Below are 18,142 nucleotides of genomic sequence, written 5' to 3' on the forward strand. Positions count from 1 at the left end.
CGACGCCGCACGACAGACAGGCATCTCAAACATGCGAGCCTTGGTTCTCGCTGGCGGCGGAGCGGCAGGCAATGCATGGGAGCTCGGTCTCATCGCCGGCCTGTCCGATGCCGGGGTGGATGTAACCGAGGCCGATCTGATCATCGGGACGTCGGCAGGATCGACAGTGGCTGCCCAGATCACCAGCGGGACACGGCCAGCCGAACTGTATGCCGCCATCCTCGCCGAGGTGCCTCAACCACAAGCCGGCCACTCCGGACCGGACAGGGGGCGCGCTCCAAATCTCTCGGGGCAGACCTACATGGAGTGGTCGAACGGCTTTATCGGTTCTGCTGAGGATGCGTCCGACATGCGTCGCAGGATGGGCGCCGCGGCCCTCGAAATGGATGCTTCGGACGGCTCTAGCCAGAGGCGCTGGCGCAACATCGTCGCGGTCCGGCTTCCCAGCCTGCACTGGCCGCAACAGCCCGTACTGATCACCGCTGTCGATGCGGATACCGGGGAACCGGTCGTGTTCGACCGCCACAGCGGAATCGATCTGGTGGACGCCGTCGCCGCCAGCACCAGCAACGGCTACCGCATCGGCGGGAACCGATACATCAACGGCGGCTATCGACGCAGTGAGAACGCCGACCTGGCGGCTGGATGCGGGCGGGTGCTCGTGTTGTCACCGTTTGGCGGCAGGTCGCGGATGCCGCTGGAGTGGGGCATGGATCTCGCGACCCAGGTCCGGGAACTGCGCGCAGGGGGCAGCAGGGTCGAAACGATCTTCCCGGAGAGCGCCTCCGAGCACATGTTCGGCGCCAACGCGATGGATCTGTCGCTGCGTCCCCCCGCGGCGCGAGCTGGTTACAGCCAAGGCAGGGCCCTCGCCGAGCAGCTCGCCGAAATCTGGCGGTGACGCCCGAACCCTGTCGATTTTGGACAGTTACGGCGCGAGAGTCCAGGGGTCGCCGTGCGAGGCACGGTGCCATGCCTGCCGCGGGCCATCCGATTCGTGCGCGACATCTGTGAGCCAGATCGTGCTGTCCGGGGCCCAGCCGGCGATGACCGTCGCCGTTTCGGCGTCGACCCTTAGTGGGCGCGTCGCGCCGTTGAGGTAACCCAGGACGGAGAGGTGCGCGGCGTCCCACTCCCCTGCCACTTGCTCCCAATCCGGGATGACCCATCGGCCATGGCGTCCGGTCACGCGGAACCAGTCGTGTCGCCGGGATGCAGTGACCTCCAATGGGAACCTGCGGCACAGCGATATCCAGTCATCTGCTGTGCCGATCTCAAGAGTTCGGCCCGCTCCCCGAACCGGAATCGTGGTCGCCCGCTCCCACCCCAGGGAATCTTCCACGAGGCTCAGTGCGGCCGGGACCTGCCCAACGGTGCGGAGCAGCCCCTGCGGGACCGACCACCAATTTCCTGACCAATTGGCGCGAGGATCACCCGGGCGTTCGCGCACGGCCCGCAGTTCCCCGGCACGTTCGTCTCGGGCCCACTCGGCCAGTATTTGGCGCGGATTTTTCGTCAGCGGTGCCGGGGCGTTTGACGATCGCCAGTCGATGGCCCACTGCTCCACCCGGCGAGGCTGCCAGAACCACTGGATGTCCGGCAACGCCATGACCTGTTCCGCGACGGGCCACAAGGCCGCCGTCACGGTCGGGAGATCCGCGAGCACGTCCTCTCCATCGGGCTCCTGCCAGTACCTTGCAGCGTCCACTGACCGCTCGAGGGCAGCCTGCACCAGCTCACCGTCAAGATCGATGAAGTCCAAGGCAGCGAGCCTGGCAGCCAGCTGTTCTGGTGACACGGCAGAGGCCGGAGTCGCGGTCTCCCCGGAGTCACCAGCGTTCAGCAGGACCCGCGAGGTCCCCGGTCCACTATCAAGTTTGTAACCCAGCCAGAAGGCCGCAGTTTTGACCTCCGGATCCAGCTGCATCGCCAGCTCGAGACACAGACGGCGGCCTCGGGGTCCGCGCAGAAATACGTCCACATTTGGCGTCATCGGATCATCCTCGCACCAGAGCGCACCTTATCTGGTGCGGTTGGGGGTGGCGTCGATGACGGCGGGGTTTGTCGCGACGAGCTTTACCATAGCCAGATGGAGTCCACCGTTAGCGGAATGCCGGTGCATTACGCCGAGTACGGCAGCGGCACGCCGGTTCTCGCTCTCCACGGAGCCGGTGTGGATCATCGTGAGATCGCCGGTGCCCTTGAACCGATCTTCGCCAACATGCCTGGCTATCGGCGCCTGTATCCGGACCTGCCCGGGATGGGCCGGACCCCGGCTCCCGAGGCGATCGCGAGCAATGACGACGTCGTGGACCTTCTGCTCGGCCTTATCGCCAGCACCATTGGTGATGAACCGTTTCTTGTCATCGGTCAGTCCTACGGTGGCTACCTGGCCCGTGCGATTGCAACTCTGCGACCTGATCAGGCCGTCGGGCTGGCGCTGATCTGCCCGGTTGGTGCGCAGACGCGCGACGTGCCTCAGCACGAGGTCCTTGTTTCGGCGGCAGATCTGACCGGCGAACTCGACTCGGATCTCGAGGCCACATATCGCAGCTACTTCGTGGTGCAGACCCCTGAAACGCTGCGCCGGTTCCAGGAGTACGTGGCTCCCGCAACATCACTCGTTGACGAGTCGAGCCTGATGCGGATCTTTTCGCAGTGGGAGTTGCGGGATCGGCCGGAAGCCGCGAAGGCCTATCCTCATCCGGTATTGGTCCTGGCCGGCCGACAGGATGCCACAGCCGGGCACACCGGCCCCTCAGCGTTGATCGGGCACTACCCTCGCGCCACGTTGGCCGTCCTCGACCGCGCCGGCCACGCCTTGATCCATGAGCAACCCCACCTCGTGCAAGCCCTCGTCGCCGACTGGCTCACCCGCGTGCATGAGGCACTGGACGACACAACCTAGCGGGCCGTGGCGCCCGCATGCCGGGCGGAATCCCTATTCGTCGGCTCCGCAGCACAAGGGCAAGGTGCTCGGCCCGCGCCCCCGTGTCCAACTGGCGTCATGTACGGCAGGGTCAGCAGCGGACCATCGCCACGGATTGCAGTCGGGCGGCCAGCGACCGGAGAATGGTGCGCATGACCGCCGTAACCCTCCTGGCCTTTGCCGGGCTGTGCCTCCTGCTTTCCGTCACTCCCGGCCCGGATACGTTCCTGGTGCTGCGGATCTCGCTGCAGAGTGCCGGGGCCGGCCTGGCGGCGGCGCTGGGTTCGGCACTGGCATCCCTGATCTGGGCTGCGCTGGTGGGAGTGGGGCTCGCCGCAGTCCTGGAGGACTCTGCGGAAGTGTTCCGCTGGCTAAAGATCGCAGGCGGGTTGTACCTGCTGTATCTGGGAATCTCGTCCCTGATCCGGGCCCGCCGCACATCAGCCTCCCCGGCGGCCGGGTACGCTCCTCGCCGGAGCTACAGCCGACGGACCGGATTCGGAGCCGGCGCCTTCTCCACACTGCTCAACCCCAAGGTCGGCCTGTTCTACCTCGCCGTCGTGCCGCAGTTCATTCCGCACGGCGGCAACACGCTGGACACCGCCATGGTGCTTGGTGCCATCGAAAGCGCTATTGGTTTCCTCTACCTGGCGGCCGTGGCGGTCGCGGCAGCGAAGGCAATGGCCTGGCTGCAGCGCCCCCGGGTGAGCAGTTGGCTCGAACGCGGCAGCAGCGGCATCATCGCCGCGCTCGGCCTGGGCGTGCTGGCATCCAGCACCAGCTCGTAGCGGCGTTTCGTCCATCCTCGACGGAGTCGTGAAGTTCCTTATCCTGCAGAAAGGCCGACCCACTCAAGAGCGGCGCTCGCTATCTGTCTCCCTCCGCTGCGCCTTCAGCAGCGCAGTCCGCTGGCCAACACGCCCGCGTGGCTGAACGCCTGGGGAAGATTGCCGAGGAATTCCCCGGGCACCCACCTGGCACCAAACCGCGCCCGCACGGGGACATGCCCCGCCCAGGACCCGGCGAGTGGACATAACACGAACATGCCCATCCCCGCGCCCCACCGCGGAGCATGTCCAGTGGCTGCGGACCGCGCGCAGGGCAGGATTCCCGTGCATCAGGTCCGGCGTGCTTCTAGGGTGGGCGCGGCGCGGCGCTACTGGGCCCTCTTGGCCCAGCCTTTCTCGTCAGGACCGCCCGACTCGCCATGTTCGCAGAGCTCGATGACTTTGTTCGACGCGGCGTGCACGGCCTCCTGCGTGCCCTTGCGGCCCTTGGTGGACGCCGTACCCGCAGCGTAGCCCACGATGAACGCACTGATGGCGTCCGCATGCGGCCCGACGGCTTTGACCGATTCGTCTGCCACCTGGACGATCTTTTCGTGGTCGACTTCCAGGTCGAGGATCTGCAGCGCCTGGATCAGCCGGCTGCTCCAATGCCGCAGCGAGCTGTCTTCGTCTCGGGACAACGTCATTGCTACTCCTTCTCGCAGGGTGAATGGATCGTCTAACCCTCAAGGGGTAGCACCCGCCCCCGGCGTTGCGCAACGCGACACAGCGGCAGCCAGCACAGCAGCAGCCGGCACAGCGGCAGGTGCCTCAGCTCCAGAGCGCCACATGGAACTTGGATCCCCGCCGCTCCAGCCCGCGTGAACCACCGGGAGCCACCATGGCCGCGGTGGCGTCGGCGGTGCCGGCAAACCGTTGGAGGGTCCGCGCCATGGTGGTGGCCCGGCCGCGGTCCAGGGTACTGGCCCACCAGAGTCCGGAGATCGGCGTTCCGGCTACCGGCACACGGACCAGGGAGCCGCTGCGGATCTCGGCCCGGACAATATGTCCCAGCGCCAGCATGGTTCCCTCTCCGGCCCTGACGGCGGCCAGGGCCTCCGTTTCGCTGCTCAACCGGACAATCTCCGGCGCCACCGACTGGGCAGCCAGCCAGCGGCCCTCCTCGCTGGCATCCTGGATGCCGGCGGGCCCGGCAAACCAGGGTCTACGCACCAGTTCGGCCAGCGCTACCGGCCCGTGGAGGGCAGCGATCGGATGTCCGGCGGCCGCCACGACGATCCGCTGGTACCGCAGGAACGGGACGGAGTCGATGCCCACGTCCCCAGTCCCGCTGGGAACGGAGCCGTTGCGGACGGCGGGCCTGGCCCCCAAAGCGATGTCATAGACGCGTTCCCGCATCAGCGAGGGAATGTCCTCGGCCGCCTCCACCACCACATCGACGGAGGCCCCGGGAACCCGGCGGGTGAAAAGGTCCAGCAGGCGTCCGGCCGCGTGCTCGGCAAACGGCGCCGTCGCCACGATTTTCAGCCGCCCGGTCTCGGTCTGGGCATGTGCCACCTCCCACCGCGCCCGGTCCGCCAGTCCCACGATGTCCTGGGCATGTTCGGCGAGGGCCCGGCCACCGGGAGTCAGCGCAATCCCGCCGTGGGCTCGCACGAAGAGCGGGTCGCCCAGATCCTGCCTGAGTGCGGCGAGCGCCGTCGATACTGCCGGTTCGCTGACTCCGAGCTGGACGGCGGCCGCGTGGAGGGAACCCAGCTTGGCCACCAGGGCGAACGTCCGCAACTGTCCCAATGTCATCGCCACGGCTTCATAACCTTTCGCTTATGACGATATTGACAGCCCAGTCATGCCGGGACAAGACTGACCTCAATCCGGCGCTAGGCAGCCGCTACTCCACGCCGCCGGCCTTTCGGAGTGAGGTAGGGACTATGCAGATTCCGGCTCCATTTGACTACGTGCGCGCCACTACGGTGGAGAACGCCCTGGAACTCCTCGCCCGGTACGGACCCGAATCGCGGGTGGTGGCCGGCGGCCATAGTCTCCTGCCGATGATGAAGCTCCGACTCTCCCGGCCCGAATGGCTGATCGACATCAATGACCTCTACGAGCTCGATTTCATCCTCCGTGACGGCAACAAGCTCAGGGTCGGCGCCCTGACGCGCCACACCACCCTGCTCGAGTCGGACGAGGTCGCCGGGCTGTTCCCCATCGTGCGGGACGCGGAGCGCGTGATCGCCGACCCCGTGGTCCGCAACCGCGGCACCATAGGCGGCTCGCTCTGCCAGGCCGACCCGGCAGAGGACCTCTCCACGGTGTGTGATGTCCTGGGCGCCGAGGCGGTGATCCGTGGACCAGGCGGCGAGCGCATCCTGTCCATGTCCGAGTTCCACCGCGGACCCTATGAAACCGCGGTCGGGCAGGATGAACTGCTCTGCGAAGTCAGGTTCGGCATCCGCCCCCGCTCGGGCAGCGCCTATGAAAAGGTCGAACGCCGGGTCGGAGACTGGGCAGTCGGTGCCGCCGGTGCCGCCGTCACCCTGACCGCGGACGGCACTGTCGACGACGCCGCCGTCGGGCTCACAGCCTTGGGCCTTGACCACCCCCTGGCCGGGGCTGCCGCGGTGCTCCGCGGCAGGCATCCGGACGAGGAGCTGTTCGCAGAGGCGGGCAGGCTGGCAGCGGAGGCCTGCAATCCGGTGGCTGACCAGCGCGGCCCCGTCGATTACAAGCGGCATCTCGCCGATGAGCTCACCCAACGGGTGCTGCGGCGGGCCTGTGCCCGCGCCGCCCAGACGCAGGAAGGCTGAAGCCGATGCAGATCAGCATGACCGTGAACGGCACCGACGTCACGAGCGAGATTGAGCCCAGGGTGCTCCTGGTCCACTACATCCGCGAGGTCCTGGGCCTCACCGGTACGCACTGGGGATGCGACACAAGCAACTGCGGGACGTGCGTGGTCCTGATGGACGGACAGCCCGTGAAGTCCTGCACCGTCCTGGCCGCCATGGCCGCAGGCCACGACATCCGCACTGTCGAGGGGCTGGCCACCGGCGGCACGCTCGACCCCGTCCAGCAGGGCTTCATGGAAGAGCACGGGCTGCAGTGCGGCTTCTGCACCCCGGGCATGATGCTCACGGCCCGCGCGCTGCTGGATAAGAATCCGCACCCGGACGACGCCGAGGTCCGGCAGGCCATTTCCGGGCAGATCTGCCGGTGCACCGGCTACGCCACGATTGTCCGTTCGGTGCAGTGGGCCGCCGCCCACCCTGCCGCTCCCGGCCTGGACGACGCACCCGCTACCGACCATTCTGCCGGCACCGGCCTGGACGGCACCGACCTGGACGGCACGGACACCGCCGTCCCGGATGTCGCGGCGGAGATAGAAGACACGGAGGTGAAGGCATGACCGTCATCCATGACCGGCAGTCAAACCCGGCCGCCGGCGACGAGGACCGCCCGATCGGCTACGGCCGAATCCAGCGGAAGGAAGACCCGCGCTTCGTGCGCGGCAAAGGCCACTACCTGGATGACATCGTGCTGCCGGGGATGCTGCACGGCGCCATCCTGCGGGCTCCGGTGGCGCACGCCAAGCTGGTGTCCATCGATACCACTAACGCCCTCGCGCATCCGAAGGTGGTCGCAGTCATCACCGGCAAGGACCTGCTGGGCCTGAAGCTCGCGTGGGCGCCGACGCTGTCGGCAGATGTCCAGGCCGTGCTGGTGACCGACAAAGTCCGGTTCCAGGGGCAGGAAGTCGCGTTTGTCGTGGCCGAGGACCGTTATGCCGCACGGGACGCCCTGGAGCTGATCGACGTCGAATACGATGTGCTTCCCCCGCTGGTTGACGCCCGCAAAGCGCTCGATGCGGACGCCCCGGTGATCCGTGATGAGATCGAGGGCCGGACGGACAACCGGATCTTCGACTGGGAGATGGGCGACAAGGCCGAAACCGATGCGGTGTTCGCCTCCGCGGATGTTGTGGTCAGCCAGGAGGTCGTGTATCCGCGGGTCCATCCCGCACCGATGGAGACGTGCGGCGCCGTCGCCGATTTCGACGCCGTCAACGGCAAGCTGACGCTCTACGAGACCACCCAGGCCCCGCACGCGCACAGGACCCTTTTCGCGATCGTCGCCGGCATCCCCGAGCACAAGATCCGGATCGTCTCCCCCGATATCGGCGGCGGTTTCGGCAACAAGGTCGGGATCTATCCCGGCTACATCCTCGCCGTCGTCGGTTCGATCGTCTCCGGCCGGCCGGTCAAATGGGTGGAGGACCGCTCCGAGAACCTGATGTCGACCTCGTTCGCCCGGGATTACATCATGCAGGGCGAAATCGCGGCGACCAAGGACGGCAAGATCCTTGCCCTGCGCACCCATGTGCTGGCCGACCACGGCGCGTTTAACGCCACCGCCCAGCCCACCAAGAACCCGGCCGGATTCTTCTCCATCTTCACCGGCAGCTATGACCTGTTGGCCGCCCACTGCTCCGTCACCGGCGTGTATACCAACAAGGCGCCCGGCGGGGTCGCCTACGCCTGCTCGTTCCGCGTCACCGAGGCCGTCTACCTCGTGGAGCGGATGGTCGATATCCTGGCCCGCAAGCTGGAGATGGACCCCGCGGAGCTGCGGCTCAAGAACTTCATCAAGCCGGAGCAGTTCCCCTATGCCAACAAGACCGGCTGGGTCTACGACTCGGGCAACTACGAGGCCGCCATGCGCCTCTCGATGCAGCTCGCCGGCTACGAGGACCTCCGCCGCGAACAGGCCGAAAAACGCGCACGCGGGGAACTCATGGGCATCGGGGTCTCCTTCTTCACGGAAGTCGTCGGAGCCGGGCCCAGGAAGCACTTCGACATCGTGGGCCTCGGCATGGCCGACGGCGCCGAACTGCGCGTGCACCCCACGGGCAAGGCCGTGGTGCGCATCTCGGTGCAGAGCCAGGGCCAGGGCCACGAGACCACCTTCGCCCAGATTGTCGCGGAGGAACTCGGCATCCCGCCGGAGGACATCGAGGTGGTGCACGGCGACACCGACCAGACCCCGTTCGGGTTGGGCACGTACGGCAGCCGTTCGACGCCGGTCAGCGGCGGCGCCGTCGCCCTTGTTGCACGGAAGGTGCGCGAGAAGGCGAAACTGATCGCCGGGGCGATGCTGGAGACCCGCCCCGAGGACCTCGAATGGGAAAAGGGCCGATGGTTCGTCAAGGGCGACCCCAGCGCCGGCAAGACCATCGCCGAGATCGCCATGGGCGCCCACGGCACCGTTGCCTTGCCCGAAGGCGTGGACGGCAACCTCGACGCCGAGGTCACCTACGACCCGCCGAACCTGACCTTCCCGTTCGGCGCCTACATCTGCGTCGTCGACATCGATCCCGGCACCGGGCAAGTCAAGGTGCGGCGCTTCATCGCGGTGGATGACTGCGGCACCCGGATCAACCCGATGATCATCGAGGGCCAGGTGCACGGCGGGCTGACCGACGGCGTCGGGATGGCCCTGATGGAGATCATCGAGTTCGACGCCGACGGCAACTGCCTGGGCGGTTCCTTCATGGACTACCTGATCCCCACCGCAATGGAAGTGCCCGACTGGGAGACCGGCTTCACTGTCACCCCGTCCCCGCACCACCCCATCGGCGCGAAGGGCATCGGCGAGTCCGCCACCGTCGGCTCACCGCCGGCGATCGTCAACGCCGTGGTCGATGCCCTGGCGCCGTTCGGCGTCACACACATGGACATGCCCTGCACCCCGGCCCGTGTCTGGGCTGCCATGCAGGGCCGGGCCAGGCCGCCGATCTGATGGCCGCCAGCGCAGGATCCCTGGCCGCCAGGGCCGATGAACTCGCCAGCCGCCGCGAGCCGTTCGTCCATGCCACGGTAGTCCGCGCCCAGCATCCGACGAGCGCCCACGCCGGGGACACCGCTCTGGTGCTGCCCAGCGGAGAGATCCACGGCTTCGTGGGTGGAAACTGCGTGGAGGAGTCGGTGCGCGAATACAGCCGGCAGGTACTGGCCACCCAGGAACCCCTCCTGTTGCGGGTGCTGCCCGGAGAACCGTCCCGCACCGCGGAGGAAGGCGCCGTCGAGGTCACCAACCCGTGCCTGAGCGGCGGGGCGATCGAGATCTTCCTCCAGCCGCGGATTCCGGCGCCCCGGGTCGTGGTGGTGGGCACGACGCCGGTGGCACAGGCCCTGGAAACGCTCGGCTCCGGCGTCGGCCTCGAAGTCGAACTCACGGACGGCGAATCCGCCGATCCCCGCGGCGATGACGCGGCCCTGATTGTCGCCTCGCATGGAAAAGCGGAAGAGGGTGCGCTGGAAGCGGCCCTGCGGGCGGGTGTCCCCTACGTTGCCCTCGTGGCCAGCGCAACCCGCGGCGCCGCCGTCCTGGACTCCCTCGACGTCGACGACGCCCTGCGGCGGCGGGTGTTCACACCGGCCGGGCTGCAGCTCGGTGCCCGGACGCCCGGGGAGATCGCGCTGTCCATCCTGGCCCAGCTGGTCGGGGAACGGTCCCGGGCGCGCCGCGCCGCCGCGCCCCTTGCGGCGTCAGCGCCGGCCGAGCCGGGGCCACCTGAGCCAGGGCCGGCGAGCGCGGTCGATCCGGTGTGCGGCATGTCCGTCCCGGCCCTCGAGTCGTCCCTGCATCTGGTTCACGAAGGGGTCACCGTCTACTTCTGCTCGCCCGGCTGCCGGGCCGCCTTCCGCAAAGATCCGGAACGCTATGCCGTTACGATCTGACCCGATGCGGGCGGCAGGAAGCCCCGGACCCCGGACCGCCGGCATCATCCTGGCCGCGGGCGGTTCCCGGCGCCTGGGCCGGCCCAAACAGCTGCTGCCCTACGGCGCGGGAGTGCTGCTCGATGCCGTCCTGGCGGCTGCCCGGGACTGCGCCTTCGGCCAGACGGTGCTTGCCCTGGGCGGCGCTGCGGCCGAGGTGGAGCGCACCGTGGACACCAGCGGCTGCGATGTGGTGCTCAACCCGGACTACGGTGAAGGGTGCGCGTCCTCGATCGCCACGGCGCTCGCTGCCCTCCATCCGGAGACCGACGCCGTCGTCCTGTTGCTCGGGGACCAGCCCGGTGTCCGGGCCGCGAGCGTCCGGGCAGTGCTTGGCGCCCTGCACACTCCCGCGGGCGCCGCCGGCATCGCGGTGTGCCGCTACGACGACGGCGTGGGCCACCCCGTGGCGTTTGCCCGGCGCCTGCTGCCGGAGCTGGCCGCGCTGCACGGGGACAAGGCCGTCTGGAAGCTTCTGGAACAGCGGGCGGACGACGTCGTCGAGGTCCGTACGCCCGGCCCGGTACCCCAGGACGTGGACACCGAGGAAGACTACCGGCGCCTCCTCGCCGGGCTGCAGGGGGCCGTATGACGACGGCGGCGCGGGCCGGCGCGGAAGAGGACGTGCGGCGCCGGGTCCCGGATGTCGGATCGCTGATGGCCGCGCTGGACCGGACCAACTACCTGGCCGACGTCGGCCTGGCGACGGCCCTGTTCCTGGCCGTCCGCCTGCCGCAGCCCATCCTGCTCGAGGGCGAGGCGGGGGTCGGGAAAACGGAGGCCGCGAAGGCGCTGGCCGAGCTCCTCGACACCCCGCTGTACCGGCTGCAGTGCTACGAGGGAATCGACGCCGGTGAGGCCCTCTACGAATGGAACCACCAGCGCCAGCTGCTCGGCATCCGGCTGGCCGAACTCCGCGACACCGAGGTCACGGAAACTGACCTGTTTGCCTCCCAGTACCTGCTGCGGCGCCCGCTCCTGCAGGCGCTGGAGCATCCCGGCCCGCGGCCTGCCGTGCTGCTCCTGGACGAGATCGACCGCGCCGACGCCGAATTCGAGGCCTTCACCTTTGAACTGCTGGCCGAATCCGCCGTCACCATCCCGGAACTGGGCACAATCCGGGCCACCCATCCGCCCATCGTGATCCTGACCTCCAACCGGACCCGGGACCTTCACGACGCCTTGACCCGCCGCTGCCTGTACCACTGGATCGACTACCCGGGACCCGCCCGGATCGCCGAGATCGTGCGCCGCCGGGTTCCGGCCAGCAGCGGCCCGCTGGCCCTCCAGGCCGCGGCCGTGATAACCCGGCTGCGCACCCTGGACCTCGCCAAGCCGCCCGGAATCTCCGAGGCAATCGACTGGGTCTCGGCCCTGGCCGTGCTGGGGGTGGAGCGGATCGACGCCGGCACCACCGAACAGACGTGGGGCTCCATCGTCAAGAACCGCGATGACCTCGAACTCGTCGGCTCCCGCGGCGCGGCCTGGCTCGTGGACGGTACCGATGGCTGAAAACAACAGCGCGGCGCCCGCAGGGCCGCCTCGGGTCGAGGCGGCCGCCTTGTCCGCCGCGTTCGTCACCGCAATCCGGCGGGCCGGCCTGGCAACCTCGCCGGACCGGGCGGCGCGGCTGGCCGAGGCGCTCCACCTGATCCCCCCGGGCCGGCTTGAGCAGCTCTACTGGACCTGCCGCGTGGTGCTCGTGTCCGCGCGCGAACAGGTGCCGGTGTTTGATGCCGTTTTCGCGGCCGTGTTCGGTGGGAACGCCGCACCCGCCCACCCGGGCAGCGTGCCCGGCCCGGCAGCGGCGCCGCCCGCACCGGCCCCGCGGACCAGGCCCGCCGCGCCAGACAGCCGGACGCCCGGCACGGCCCCAGGCACGCCCCCCGGCACGCAGCAGCGGCCGCGCGTGGCCTCCCCGGGCCGGGACGGCTCCGCGGAGGACGGCCGCACTGACCGCGAGGCCGTCCTTGCCATGGTTTCCGCGGACGAACACCTGCAGGAGACATCGTTCGCCGAGCTTGCCGCCGATGAAGTGGCGGAGGTACGGCGGCTGGCAGCGGCGCTGCAGCTCGCGACTCCGCTGCGCCTGAGCCGCCGCACGCGCACGTCGGCCCACAGCACGGCGAGCCTGGACGTCCGGGCGACAGTGCGCGCAGCCCGGCGGTCCGGGACCGACGCCCCACTGCTGCTGTATGCCCGCCGGCGCGGACAGCGCCGCAAACTGGTGCTGCTCTGCGATGTCTCGGGATCGATGGAGCCCTACTCCCGGGTCTTCGTATCCCTCCTGCAGGGCGCCGTGACCGGGGCCGGGGCCGAAGCCTTCGTCTTCTCCACCAGGCTGACCAGACTCACTCGGCAACTGGCCCTGCGCGATCCGGACCGGGCCCTGGCCCGCGCCGCTGCCTCCGCGCCGGACTGGGCCGGCGGAACCCGGATCGCCGACTGCCTCCGGCGCTTCGTCGACGAGCACGGGCGCCGCGGACTGGCGCGCGGCGCCGTCGTGGTGGTGTTTTCCGACGGCTGGGCCTACGAGGACCCGGAACAGGTCGCGGCGCAGATGGCCCGCCTGCGCCGGCTCGCCCACCGGATCATCTGGGTAAATCCGCGCAAGGCAGCCCCGCAGTACCAGCCCCTCGTGGGCGGCATGGCAGCGGCCCTGCCCTACTGCGACGCCTTTGTCAGCGGCCACAGCTACCGGGCCTTGGCGCAGATGGCGGCCGCCATTCGCGGTGACGGCCCGCCACCACAGGACACGCACGAACGAGCGAGAGACAAGGAACCAGCCCATGCACATTGACAGCACGTTCTCGGTGGTCGCACCGATAAACCAGGTGTGGGACACGCTGATGGACTTTGAAAGGGTGGCCGGCTGCCTTCCGGGGGCCAGGATCCTGAACAAGCTCTCCGATGACGCCTACCAAGTAGGCATGACGGTAAAGCTCGGCCCGGTCACGATGCAATACAAAGGCCTGCTGAACGTCATTGAACGAAACGCCCCGGAACACCGTGCGGTCCTTGGCGGCAAGGCCCAGGAGACCCGCGGACAGGGCACCGCCGAGGCCACCGTCACCCTGGTGCTGGCCGAAGACGGCGCGGCCACACGGGGTTCCGTCAGCGCGGATCTCGCACTGTCCGGCAAGGCCGCGGCCATGGGCAAGGGGGTGATCGGCAGCGTCACGGAACAGATGATGTCCCTGTTCGCGACAAATCTGCAGGCCATGCTCACCGAGGCAGCACCTCCTGCGCCGGAAACCCCCGCGGGACCGGGCCCTGCGGCTGTCCCGGAACCCACCCTGCAGCCCACCCCGGAACCCACCCTGCAGCCCACCCCGGCGCCGGTCCCCGCGTCAGAGCCCACCCCGGCGCCCGTCCCCGCGTCGGCTGCGCCGGCCGGCAGCCTGGATGCGCTGAGCCTCGCCAAGGGAATCGCGGCGGAGCAGCTGTCCAGCCCGGCGAAAGTCCTCGGCGTCGTCGCCGTCGTGGCGTGCATCGCCTACTGGGCCGGCCGGCGTTCGGCGTTCCGGCTGCTCCGGCTGTGCGGCAGGCTCTGAGGAGCGCCGATGCGTGATGTCCTTGCGGCCATGTTGCCTGACTGGCAAAGGGGTGCCACGGCGGGCCTGGCCACCGTCGTCAGCACTTTCAAATCAGCGCCACGGCTCCCGGGGGCGGCGATGCTGGTGACGGCCGACGGCGAGGCCGTGGGCTCCGTCTCCGGCGGTTGCGTCGAGGCGGCTGTGTACGAGCTCGCCACCCAGGTCAAGGACGACGGCGAGGCAGCCCTGGTGCGCTACGGGATCAGCGACGACGATGCCTTCGCCGTGGGCCTGACCTGCGGTGGCATCATCGACATCTTCGTCGAACCTGTGTCCCGGCGCCGCTTTGCCGAACTCGACGCCGTCGCGCAGGACATCGCCGCGGGGCGCCGCGTGGGCGTCGCCACGATAATCGAACACCCGGATGCCGGGCGTGTGGGGCGGCACCTGGTTGTCAGGCCGGACGGTTGGGACGGAGACCTGGGCTCGGACCGGACCAACCGCGCCGTTGGCGACGACACCCAGGGTCTTCTCGCCGCCGGCCGGACGGGCATCCTGAACTACGGCGTGGACGGCGAGCGGCTCGACACCGGCATGCGCGTCTTCTTTGCCAGCTATGCGCCGCCGCCCCGGATGATCGTCTTCGGCGCCATTGACTTCGCCGCGGCGCTCGCGCGGCTGGGCGCGTTCCTGGGCTACCGGGTGACCGTCTGTGACGCGCGGTCCGTATTCGCGACGCCGGCGCGGTTCCCCGACGCCGCCGAGGTGGTCAACGCGTGGCCCCACCGGTACCTGAGCGAGCAGTTCGCCCAAGGGCTGCTGGATTCCCGGGCCGTGCTCTGCGTCCTGACCCACGACCCGAAGTTCGACATCCCCGTCCTTGAGGTAGCTTTGCGCGGCAGCCCCGTGGCCTTTATCGGCGCCATGGGATCCCGGCGCACCCACGAGGACCGGATGGCGCGGCTGCGGCAGACGGGACTTACTGAGGACGAACTCTCCAGGCTCCACAGTCCGGTCGGCCTGGACCTGGGCGCCCGCACCCCGGAGGAAACGGCCGTGTCCATCGCGGCAGAGTTCATCGCCCAGCAGTGGAGCGGCAGCGGCGAGCCGTTGCGACTGCTCGGCGAACGGATCCACCACGACGAGCAGTTGTGACTGTGTGGCCATGACGGCGGACGAGGCCCTGCGCTGGACGCTGGCGGTGCTGCTGCTGGCGGCAACGCTCGGGGCTGCGGCGCTTGCCTTAATGTTCGCCGCCCAAGCCGCCTGACCGCTTCTGCCCCCGGCGTGTCGAATCCGACGCACCGGAGTCCGGCTACCGAGCGGCGACGGGAGCGGGAGCCAGCAGCTCGCGGTAGCGGGCGGCGTGCCGGTCGAGTCCGTCGCTGTCCACCCCGTGCGCCGAGTGCAGGATGAGTGGCTCGGCCATTTCCAGCCCGCACAGGTGTGCCGTGGCATCGAGGGGGCGGAGGAGTTCCTCCATCGTGAAGCGGTTGTAGCCCGCCTCCGCGTAGGACGCCTCCGGGCCTCCGGTCGACAGCACCAGCTGGAGCCGCTTTCCGTGGAGGGCGTCCCCTCCTGCGCCGTACGCGAAGCCGTACGTGAGCACCTGGTCCATCCACTCCTTCAGGACCCCCGGGACGGAGTACCAGTGCCACGGGAACTGCCAGACGATGGTGTCGTGCCCGCGCAGCAGCTCCTGTTCCCGGGCGGTATCGAACTGCCGGTCGGGGTGGGCGGCGGAGAGGTCATGCACCGTCACGTGCTCCAAGTCCATGATGGCCGAGGTGAGGTGTGCGGTGATCCGCGAGCTTTCCAGGTCGGGGTGGGCAACAAGGACGAGCGTGCGCTGTGGGGTCATGGAAGGTTCGTGCTTCTTTCAGAATCGGATTCGAGGCCGACCAGAGCCGAGCTGACCTGCCAGAGGCGGTCAATATCGGACTGGCTGTAGCTGCGTTTTGATGATTTTTTAGGAGTGCTGTTGGCAAAGTACCGGCCAGTGACGTTGTCGAGCTCCGGCGCCGCGGCAAGGTATATCGAGGTCCGGGCGCCCTGCTCCGGGGTTTTCATCCACCGCTGCACCAGCGGGGTCAGAAACTCCTGCATCCGGCCCGGATCTTCGGCCCCGAACGCCGTCGCCACCACTCCGGGGTGGAGCACATTCGCGGTGACCCCGGTGCCGGCGAGACGTGCGGCGAGTCCGTACGTGAACAGGACGTTGGCCAGTTTCGACTGGTTGTACGCCCGCTGCCCCGAATAGGCCCGTTCGGCCAGCAGATCCGGGAAGTCCATACGTCCCATGGCCTGGGCGCCGGACGAGACAGTTACAACCCGTGCCGGTCCGCTTTCCTTCAACCGTTCGAGGAGCAGATTGGTGAGCAGGAAAGGGGCGAGGTGGTTAAGGGCGAAGGTGTATTCCAGTCCGTCTGCGGTGACGCGGCGGGTGTTCCAGAAGCCGCCTACGTTGTTGACCAGCACATCAAGGCGGTCCAGGGTCTTCAATACCTCGTCGGCCAGTCTGCGGACTTCCTGCTGGGAGGAAAGATCGGCGATGAACACCTCGACGGGGGCCGAGGCCACAGCGCGGATCTCCTCAGCTGCCCGGGATGCCCTGTCAGCATTACGTCCGGTGATGGCAACCCGCGCACCCAGGGCGGCCAGGCCAAGTGCCGTGGCCTTGCCGATCCCGCCGGTGCCTCCGGTGATCAGAACTGTCTTTCCTGCCATTGACAGCATTCGGTTCTCGCTCTCGGTGTTGGTTCGCCGGACAGATCTTGGATTGGCGTAGACAGGTTCGTCTATACCGGGAACGAAGCTATCAGACAGAACTGTCTGTGCACAAGCAGCGGCCGGCCCTGAGCCACCGCGGGACATTGGGGTCGGCTGGCGGGCTCCGCCTTGGCCGTCCGGGCGGCAGCCGGGCGTATGCTCTTGGAATGGCGAGATACTTCGATGTGCACCCCGAGAACCCCCAGCACCGTTCGATCCTCCAGGCCGTGGACATCGTGCGCTCAGGCGGCCTGATCGCTTACCCCACGGATTCCTGCTACGCCCTGGGCGCACAGCTCGGTAACCGGGAGGCCCTGGACCGGATCCGGACCATCCGGCATTTGGACGGCAAGCATCACTTCACCCTCGTCTGCAAGGACTTCGCCCAGTTGGGCCAGTTCGTCCAGATCGACAACGACGTGTTCCGCAGCATCAAGGCCGTCACGCCCGGCAGCTATACCTTCATCCTGCCGGCGACCAGGGAGGTCCCCAAACGGCTGCTGCACCCGAAGAAGAAGACGGTTGGCGTGCGCATCCCGGACAACCACGTGGTCCAGGCGCTGCTCGCCGAGCTTGGCGAACCGCTGCTATCGAGTACGCTGCTGCTTCCGGATGAAGAAGAGCCGCTGACGCAAGGGTGGGAGATCAAGGAACGCCTGGACCACGTGGTGGACGCCGTGATCGATTCCGGCGACTGCGGCGCCGAACCAACCACGGTGATCGACTACTCCAGCGGCGTCGCGGAAATCGTCCGGCGCGGCATGGGCGATCCTTCCCGCTTCGAGTAACGGAGGACGCCGGCAACGGCACGGCGTACCCTGCGGTCAGGGTCCAGCGACGGGGCAGGGTCCAGCGACGGCGACGCAGCGCCGGCTCAGCGGTGACGACTCAGCGGGGCAGGCTAGGCGGATTCCGCCGCGCTCGCCTGCCGGTTCCGCAGCCACCGACGCACGAGGTCGATGGCGGCGACGAGCCCGGCCAGGGGCGAGAGCACCGCTGCAGCGTAGACGAACATCATCCACGTCAGGGTGGTCACCGGGCTCTGGCGGGTGCTCAGGAGGGACAGTCCGCCGAAGAGGCCCAGGACCCAGAACAGGATGACTCCGGACAGCACAGCGGCTGCGGGGAAGTACTCGTTCGTGACGACTTTCTTCAAGGTTTCCATGGGCCCTCCTCACACCCGGCGGTGGGACTGCCCGCCAGGGACATTCCAAGTATGGGGCCCGGCACGGCGGAATTCCTCGAGAATCCCGGTCACGTGACGAAGCTAACGCCCGGGACCCGCCGGCAGCCATCCCCGTCGTGAATCTGGGGTGGCCGGCCCGTCGGTGACGGCCCTGC

Annotated in this window: 19 protein-coding genes; 13 read left to right on the forward strand and 6 right to left on the reverse strand. The window is 68.5% G+C overall.

The annotated features are described in order from the left end of the window. Positions 1 to 31 precede the first annotated feature (31 nt). Positions 32 to 901, forward strand: coding sequence for a patatin-like phospholipase family protein (locus tag C560_RS0100210; protein ID WP_155855719.1), 870 nt, complete (start codon positions 32 to 34; stop codon positions 899 to 901). A 27-nt stretch (positions 902 to 928) separates the two neighbouring features. Here the strand turns inward: C560_RS0100210 and C560_RS20785 are convergent, their stop codons facing one another. Beyond that, positions 929 to 1,993 carry a hypothetical protein gene (locus C560_RS20785; protein WP_043422205.1) on the reverse strand — a complete coding sequence of 355 codons (1,065 nt, stop codon included), beginning with the start codon at positions 1,991 to 1,993 and terminating at the stop codon, positions 929 to 931. 96 nt (positions 1,994 to 2,089) lie between these two features. Between C560_RS20785 and C560_RS0100220 the strand changes: the two genes are divergently transcribed. Further along, on the forward strand, positions 2,090 to 2,908 hold the full coding sequence (locus tag C560_RS0100220) for an alpha/beta fold hydrolase (RefSeq protein WP_026536664.1): 819 nt from the start codon (positions 2,090 to 2,092) through the stop codon (positions 2,906 to 2,908). A 173-nt stretch (positions 2,909 to 3,081) separates the two neighbouring features. Beyond that, positions 3,082 to 3,717, forward strand: a complete 636-nt coding sequence (locus tag C560_RS0100225) for a LysE family translocator (RefSeq protein ID WP_026536665.1) — start codon at positions 3,082 to 3,084, stop codon at positions 3,715 to 3,717. Between the two features lie 368 nt (positions 3,718 to 4,085). Here C560_RS0100225 and C560_RS0100230 read toward each other — a convergent pair whose 3' ends face one another. Next, a complete protein-coding gene (locus C560_RS0100230) occupies positions 4,086 to 4,403 on the reverse strand; it encodes a DUF6457 domain-containing protein (RefSeq protein WP_018772821.1) in 318 nt (105 codons plus the stop codon). A gap of 124 nt (positions 4,404 to 4,527) precedes the next feature. Next, positions 4,528 to 5,517, reverse strand: coding sequence for a LysR family transcriptional regulator (locus C560_RS20790; RefSeq protein ID WP_043422209.1), 990 nt, complete (start codon positions 5,515 to 5,517; stop codon positions 4,528 to 4,530). A 131-nt stretch (positions 5,518 to 5,648) separates the two neighbouring features. Between C560_RS20790 and C560_RS0100240 the strand changes: the two genes are divergently transcribed. Genes C560_RS0100240 through C560_RS0100280 form a run of 9 tightly spaced genes read left to right on the forward strand, consistent with a single transcriptional unit; the run spans position 5,649 to position 15,187 of the window. Next, positions 5,649 to 6,527, forward strand: coding sequence for an FAD binding domain-containing protein (locus C560_RS0100240; protein ID WP_018772819.1), 879 nt, complete (start codon positions 5,649 to 5,651; stop codon positions 6,525 to 6,527). Positions 6,528 to 6,532: 5 nt separating this feature from the next. Beyond that, positions 6,533 to 7,126, forward strand: coding sequence for a (2Fe-2S)-binding protein (locus C560_RS0100245; protein ID WP_026536666.1), 594 nt, complete (start codon positions 6,533 to 6,535; stop codon positions 7,124 to 7,126). Next, the gene (locus C560_RS0100250) at positions 7,123 to 9,516 is read left to right on the forward strand and encodes an aerobic carbon-monoxide dehydrogenase large subunit (protein ID WP_026536667.1); all 2,394 of its coding nucleotides are present in this window, start codon (positions 7,123 to 7,125) and stop codon (positions 9,514 to 9,516) included. Before C560_RS0100245 ends, C560_RS0100250 begins: the two co-directional genes overlap by 4 nt. Further along, positions 9,516 to 10,457 carry an XdhC family protein gene (locus C560_RS0100255; RefSeq protein WP_026536668.1) on the forward strand — a complete coding sequence of 314 codons (942 nt, stop codon included), beginning with the start codon at positions 9,516 to 9,518 and terminating at the stop codon, positions 10,455 to 10,457. Before C560_RS0100250 ends, C560_RS0100255 begins: the two co-directional genes overlap by 1 nt. Beyond that, positions 10,441 to 11,088, forward strand: coding sequence for a nucleotidyltransferase family protein (locus C560_RS0100260; RefSeq protein ID WP_231494206.1), 648 nt, complete (start codon positions 10,441 to 10,443; stop codon positions 11,086 to 11,088). The genes C560_RS0100255 and C560_RS0100260 overlap by 17 nt, the downstream gene beginning before the upstream one ends. Then, entirely contained in the window at positions 11,085 to 12,008 is a 924-nt protein-coding gene (locus C560_RS0100265) for an AAA family ATPase (protein WP_026536670.1), read from the forward strand. Before C560_RS0100260 ends, C560_RS0100265 begins: the two co-directional genes overlap by 4 nt. Next, entirely contained in the window at positions 12,001 to 13,296 is a 1,296-nt protein-coding gene (locus tag C560_RS0100270) for a vWA domain-containing protein (RefSeq protein ID WP_026536671.1), read from the forward strand. The genes C560_RS0100265 and C560_RS0100270 overlap by 8 nt, the downstream gene beginning before the upstream one ends. Continuing rightward, a complete protein-coding gene (locus C560_RS20795) occupies positions 13,286 to 14,050 on the forward strand; it encodes an SRPBCC family protein (protein ID WP_043422210.1) in 765 nt (254 codons plus the stop codon). Before C560_RS0100270 ends, C560_RS20795 begins: the two co-directional genes overlap by 11 nt. Positions 14,051 to 14,059: 9 nt before the next feature. Beyond that, the gene (locus C560_RS0100280) at positions 14,060 to 15,187 is read left to right on the forward strand and encodes an XdhC family protein (protein WP_026536672.1); all 1,128 of its coding nucleotides are present in this window, start codon (positions 14,060 to 14,062) and stop codon (positions 15,185 to 15,187) included. 160 nt (positions 15,188 to 15,347) lie between these two features. On the opposite strand, the gene C560_RS0100290 is transcribed toward C560_RS0100280, so the two are convergent. Further along, complete coding sequence (locus C560_RS0100290; protein ID WP_026536673.1) at positions 15,348 to 15,893, reverse strand: NAD(P)H-dependent oxidoreductase; 546 nt, start codon at positions 15,891 to 15,893, stop codon at positions 15,348 to 15,350. After that, complete coding sequence (locus C560_RS0100295) at positions 15,890 to 16,759, reverse strand: SDR family NAD(P)-dependent oxidoreductase (protein ID WP_231494207.1); 870 nt, start codon at positions 16,757 to 16,759, stop codon at positions 15,890 to 15,892. Before C560_RS0100295 ends, C560_RS0100290 begins: the two co-directional genes overlap by 4 nt. 209 nt (positions 16,760 to 16,968) lie before the next feature. Here C560_RS0100295 and C560_RS0100300 point away from each other — a divergent pair, with 209 nt between their 5' ends. After that, positions 16,969 to 17,589, forward strand: a complete 621-nt coding sequence (locus C560_RS0100300) for an L-threonylcarbamoyladenylate synthase (RefSeq protein ID WP_026536675.1) — start codon at positions 16,969 to 16,971, stop codon at positions 17,587 to 17,589. A 113-nt stretch (positions 17,590 to 17,702) separates the two neighbouring features. Here the strand turns inward: C560_RS0100300 and C560_RS0100305 are convergent, their stop codons facing one another. Beyond that, positions 17,703 to 17,966, reverse strand: a complete 264-nt coding sequence (locus tag C560_RS0100305; RefSeq protein WP_026536676.1) for a hypothetical protein — start codon at positions 17,964 to 17,966, stop codon at positions 17,703 to 17,705. Positions 17,967 to 18,142: the final 176 nt, after the last annotated feature.

Origin of the sequence: Arthrobacter sp. 9MFCol3.1 (assembly GCF_000620385.1) — a bacterium.
Classification (GTDB): domain Bacteria; phylum Actinomycetota; class Actinomycetes; order Actinomycetales; family Micrococcaceae; genus Arthrobacter.

Bases quoted from the DNA above. Each gene is read 5' to 3' on its own strand.
- C560_RS0100220 (WP_026536664.1), top strand. From the start codon at position 2,090: ATGGAGTCCACCGTTAGCGGAATGCCGGTGCATTACGCCGAGTACGGC.
- C560_RS0100265 (WP_026536670.1), top strand. From the start codon at position 11,085: ATGACGACGGCGGCGCGGGCCGGCGCGGAAGAGGACGTGCGGCGCCGG.
- C560_RS0100210 (WP_155855719.1), top strand. From the start codon at position 32: ATGCGAGCCTTGGTTCTCGCTGGCGGCGGAGCGGCAGGCAATGCATGG.
- C560_RS20785 (WP_043422205.1), bottom strand. From the start codon at position 1,993: ATGACGCCAAATGTGGACGTATTTCTGCGCGGACCCCGAGGCCGCCGT.
- C560_RS0100225 (WP_026536665.1), top strand. From the start codon at position 3,082: ATGACCGCCGTAACCCTCCTGGCCTTTGCCGGGCTGTGCCTCCTGCTT.
- C560_RS0100245 (WP_026536666.1), top strand. From the start codon at position 6,533: ATGCAGATCAGCATGACCGTGAACGGCACCGACGTCACGAGCGAGATT.
- C560_RS0100305 (WP_026536676.1), bottom strand. From the start codon at position 17,966: ATGGAAACCTTGAAGAAAGTCGTCACGAACGAGTACTTCCCCGCAGCC.
- C560_RS0100290 (WP_026536673.1), bottom strand. From the start codon at position 15,893: ATGACCCCACAGCGCACGCTCGTCCTTGTTGCCCACCCCGACCTGGAA.
- C560_RS0100295 (WP_231494207.1), bottom strand. From the start codon at position 16,759: ATGGCAGGAAAGACAGTTCTGATCACCGGAGGCACCGGCGGGATCGGC.
- C560_RS20790 (WP_043422209.1), bottom strand. From the start codon at position 5,517: ATGACATTGGGACAGTTGCGGACGTTCGCCCTGGTGGCCAAGCTGGGT.
- C560_RS0100250 (WP_026536667.1), top strand. From the start codon at position 7,123: ATGACCGTCATCCATGACCGGCAGTCAAACCCGGCCGCCGGCGACGAG.
- C560_RS0100260 (WP_231494206.1), top strand. From the start codon at position 10,441: ATGCCGTTACGATCTGACCCGATGCGGGCGGCAGGAAGCCCCGGACCC.
- C560_RS0100255 (WP_026536668.1), top strand. From the start codon at position 9,516: ATGGCCGCCAGCGCAGGATCCCTGGCCGCCAGGGCCGATGAACTCGCC.
- C560_RS0100270 (WP_026536671.1), top strand. From the start codon at position 12,001: ATGGCTGAAAACAACAGCGCGGCGCCCGCAGGGCCGCCTCGGGTCGAG.
- C560_RS0100300 (WP_026536675.1), top strand. From the start codon at position 16,969: ATGGCGAGATACTTCGATGTGCACCCCGAGAACCCCCAGCACCGTTCG.
- C560_RS20795 (WP_043422210.1), top strand. From the start codon at position 13,286: ATGCACATTGACAGCACGTTCTCGGTGGTCGCACCGATAAACCAGGTG.
- C560_RS0100230 (WP_018772821.1), bottom strand. From the start codon at position 4,403: ATGACGTTGTCCCGAGACGAAGACAGCTCGCTGCGGCATTGGAGCAGC.
- C560_RS0100240 (WP_018772819.1), top strand. From the start codon at position 5,649: ATGCAGATTCCGGCTCCATTTGACTACGTGCGCGCCACTACGGTGGAG.
- C560_RS0100280 (WP_026536672.1), top strand. From the start codon at position 14,060: ATGCGTGATGTCCTTGCGGCCATGTTGCCTGACTGGCAAAGGGGTGCC.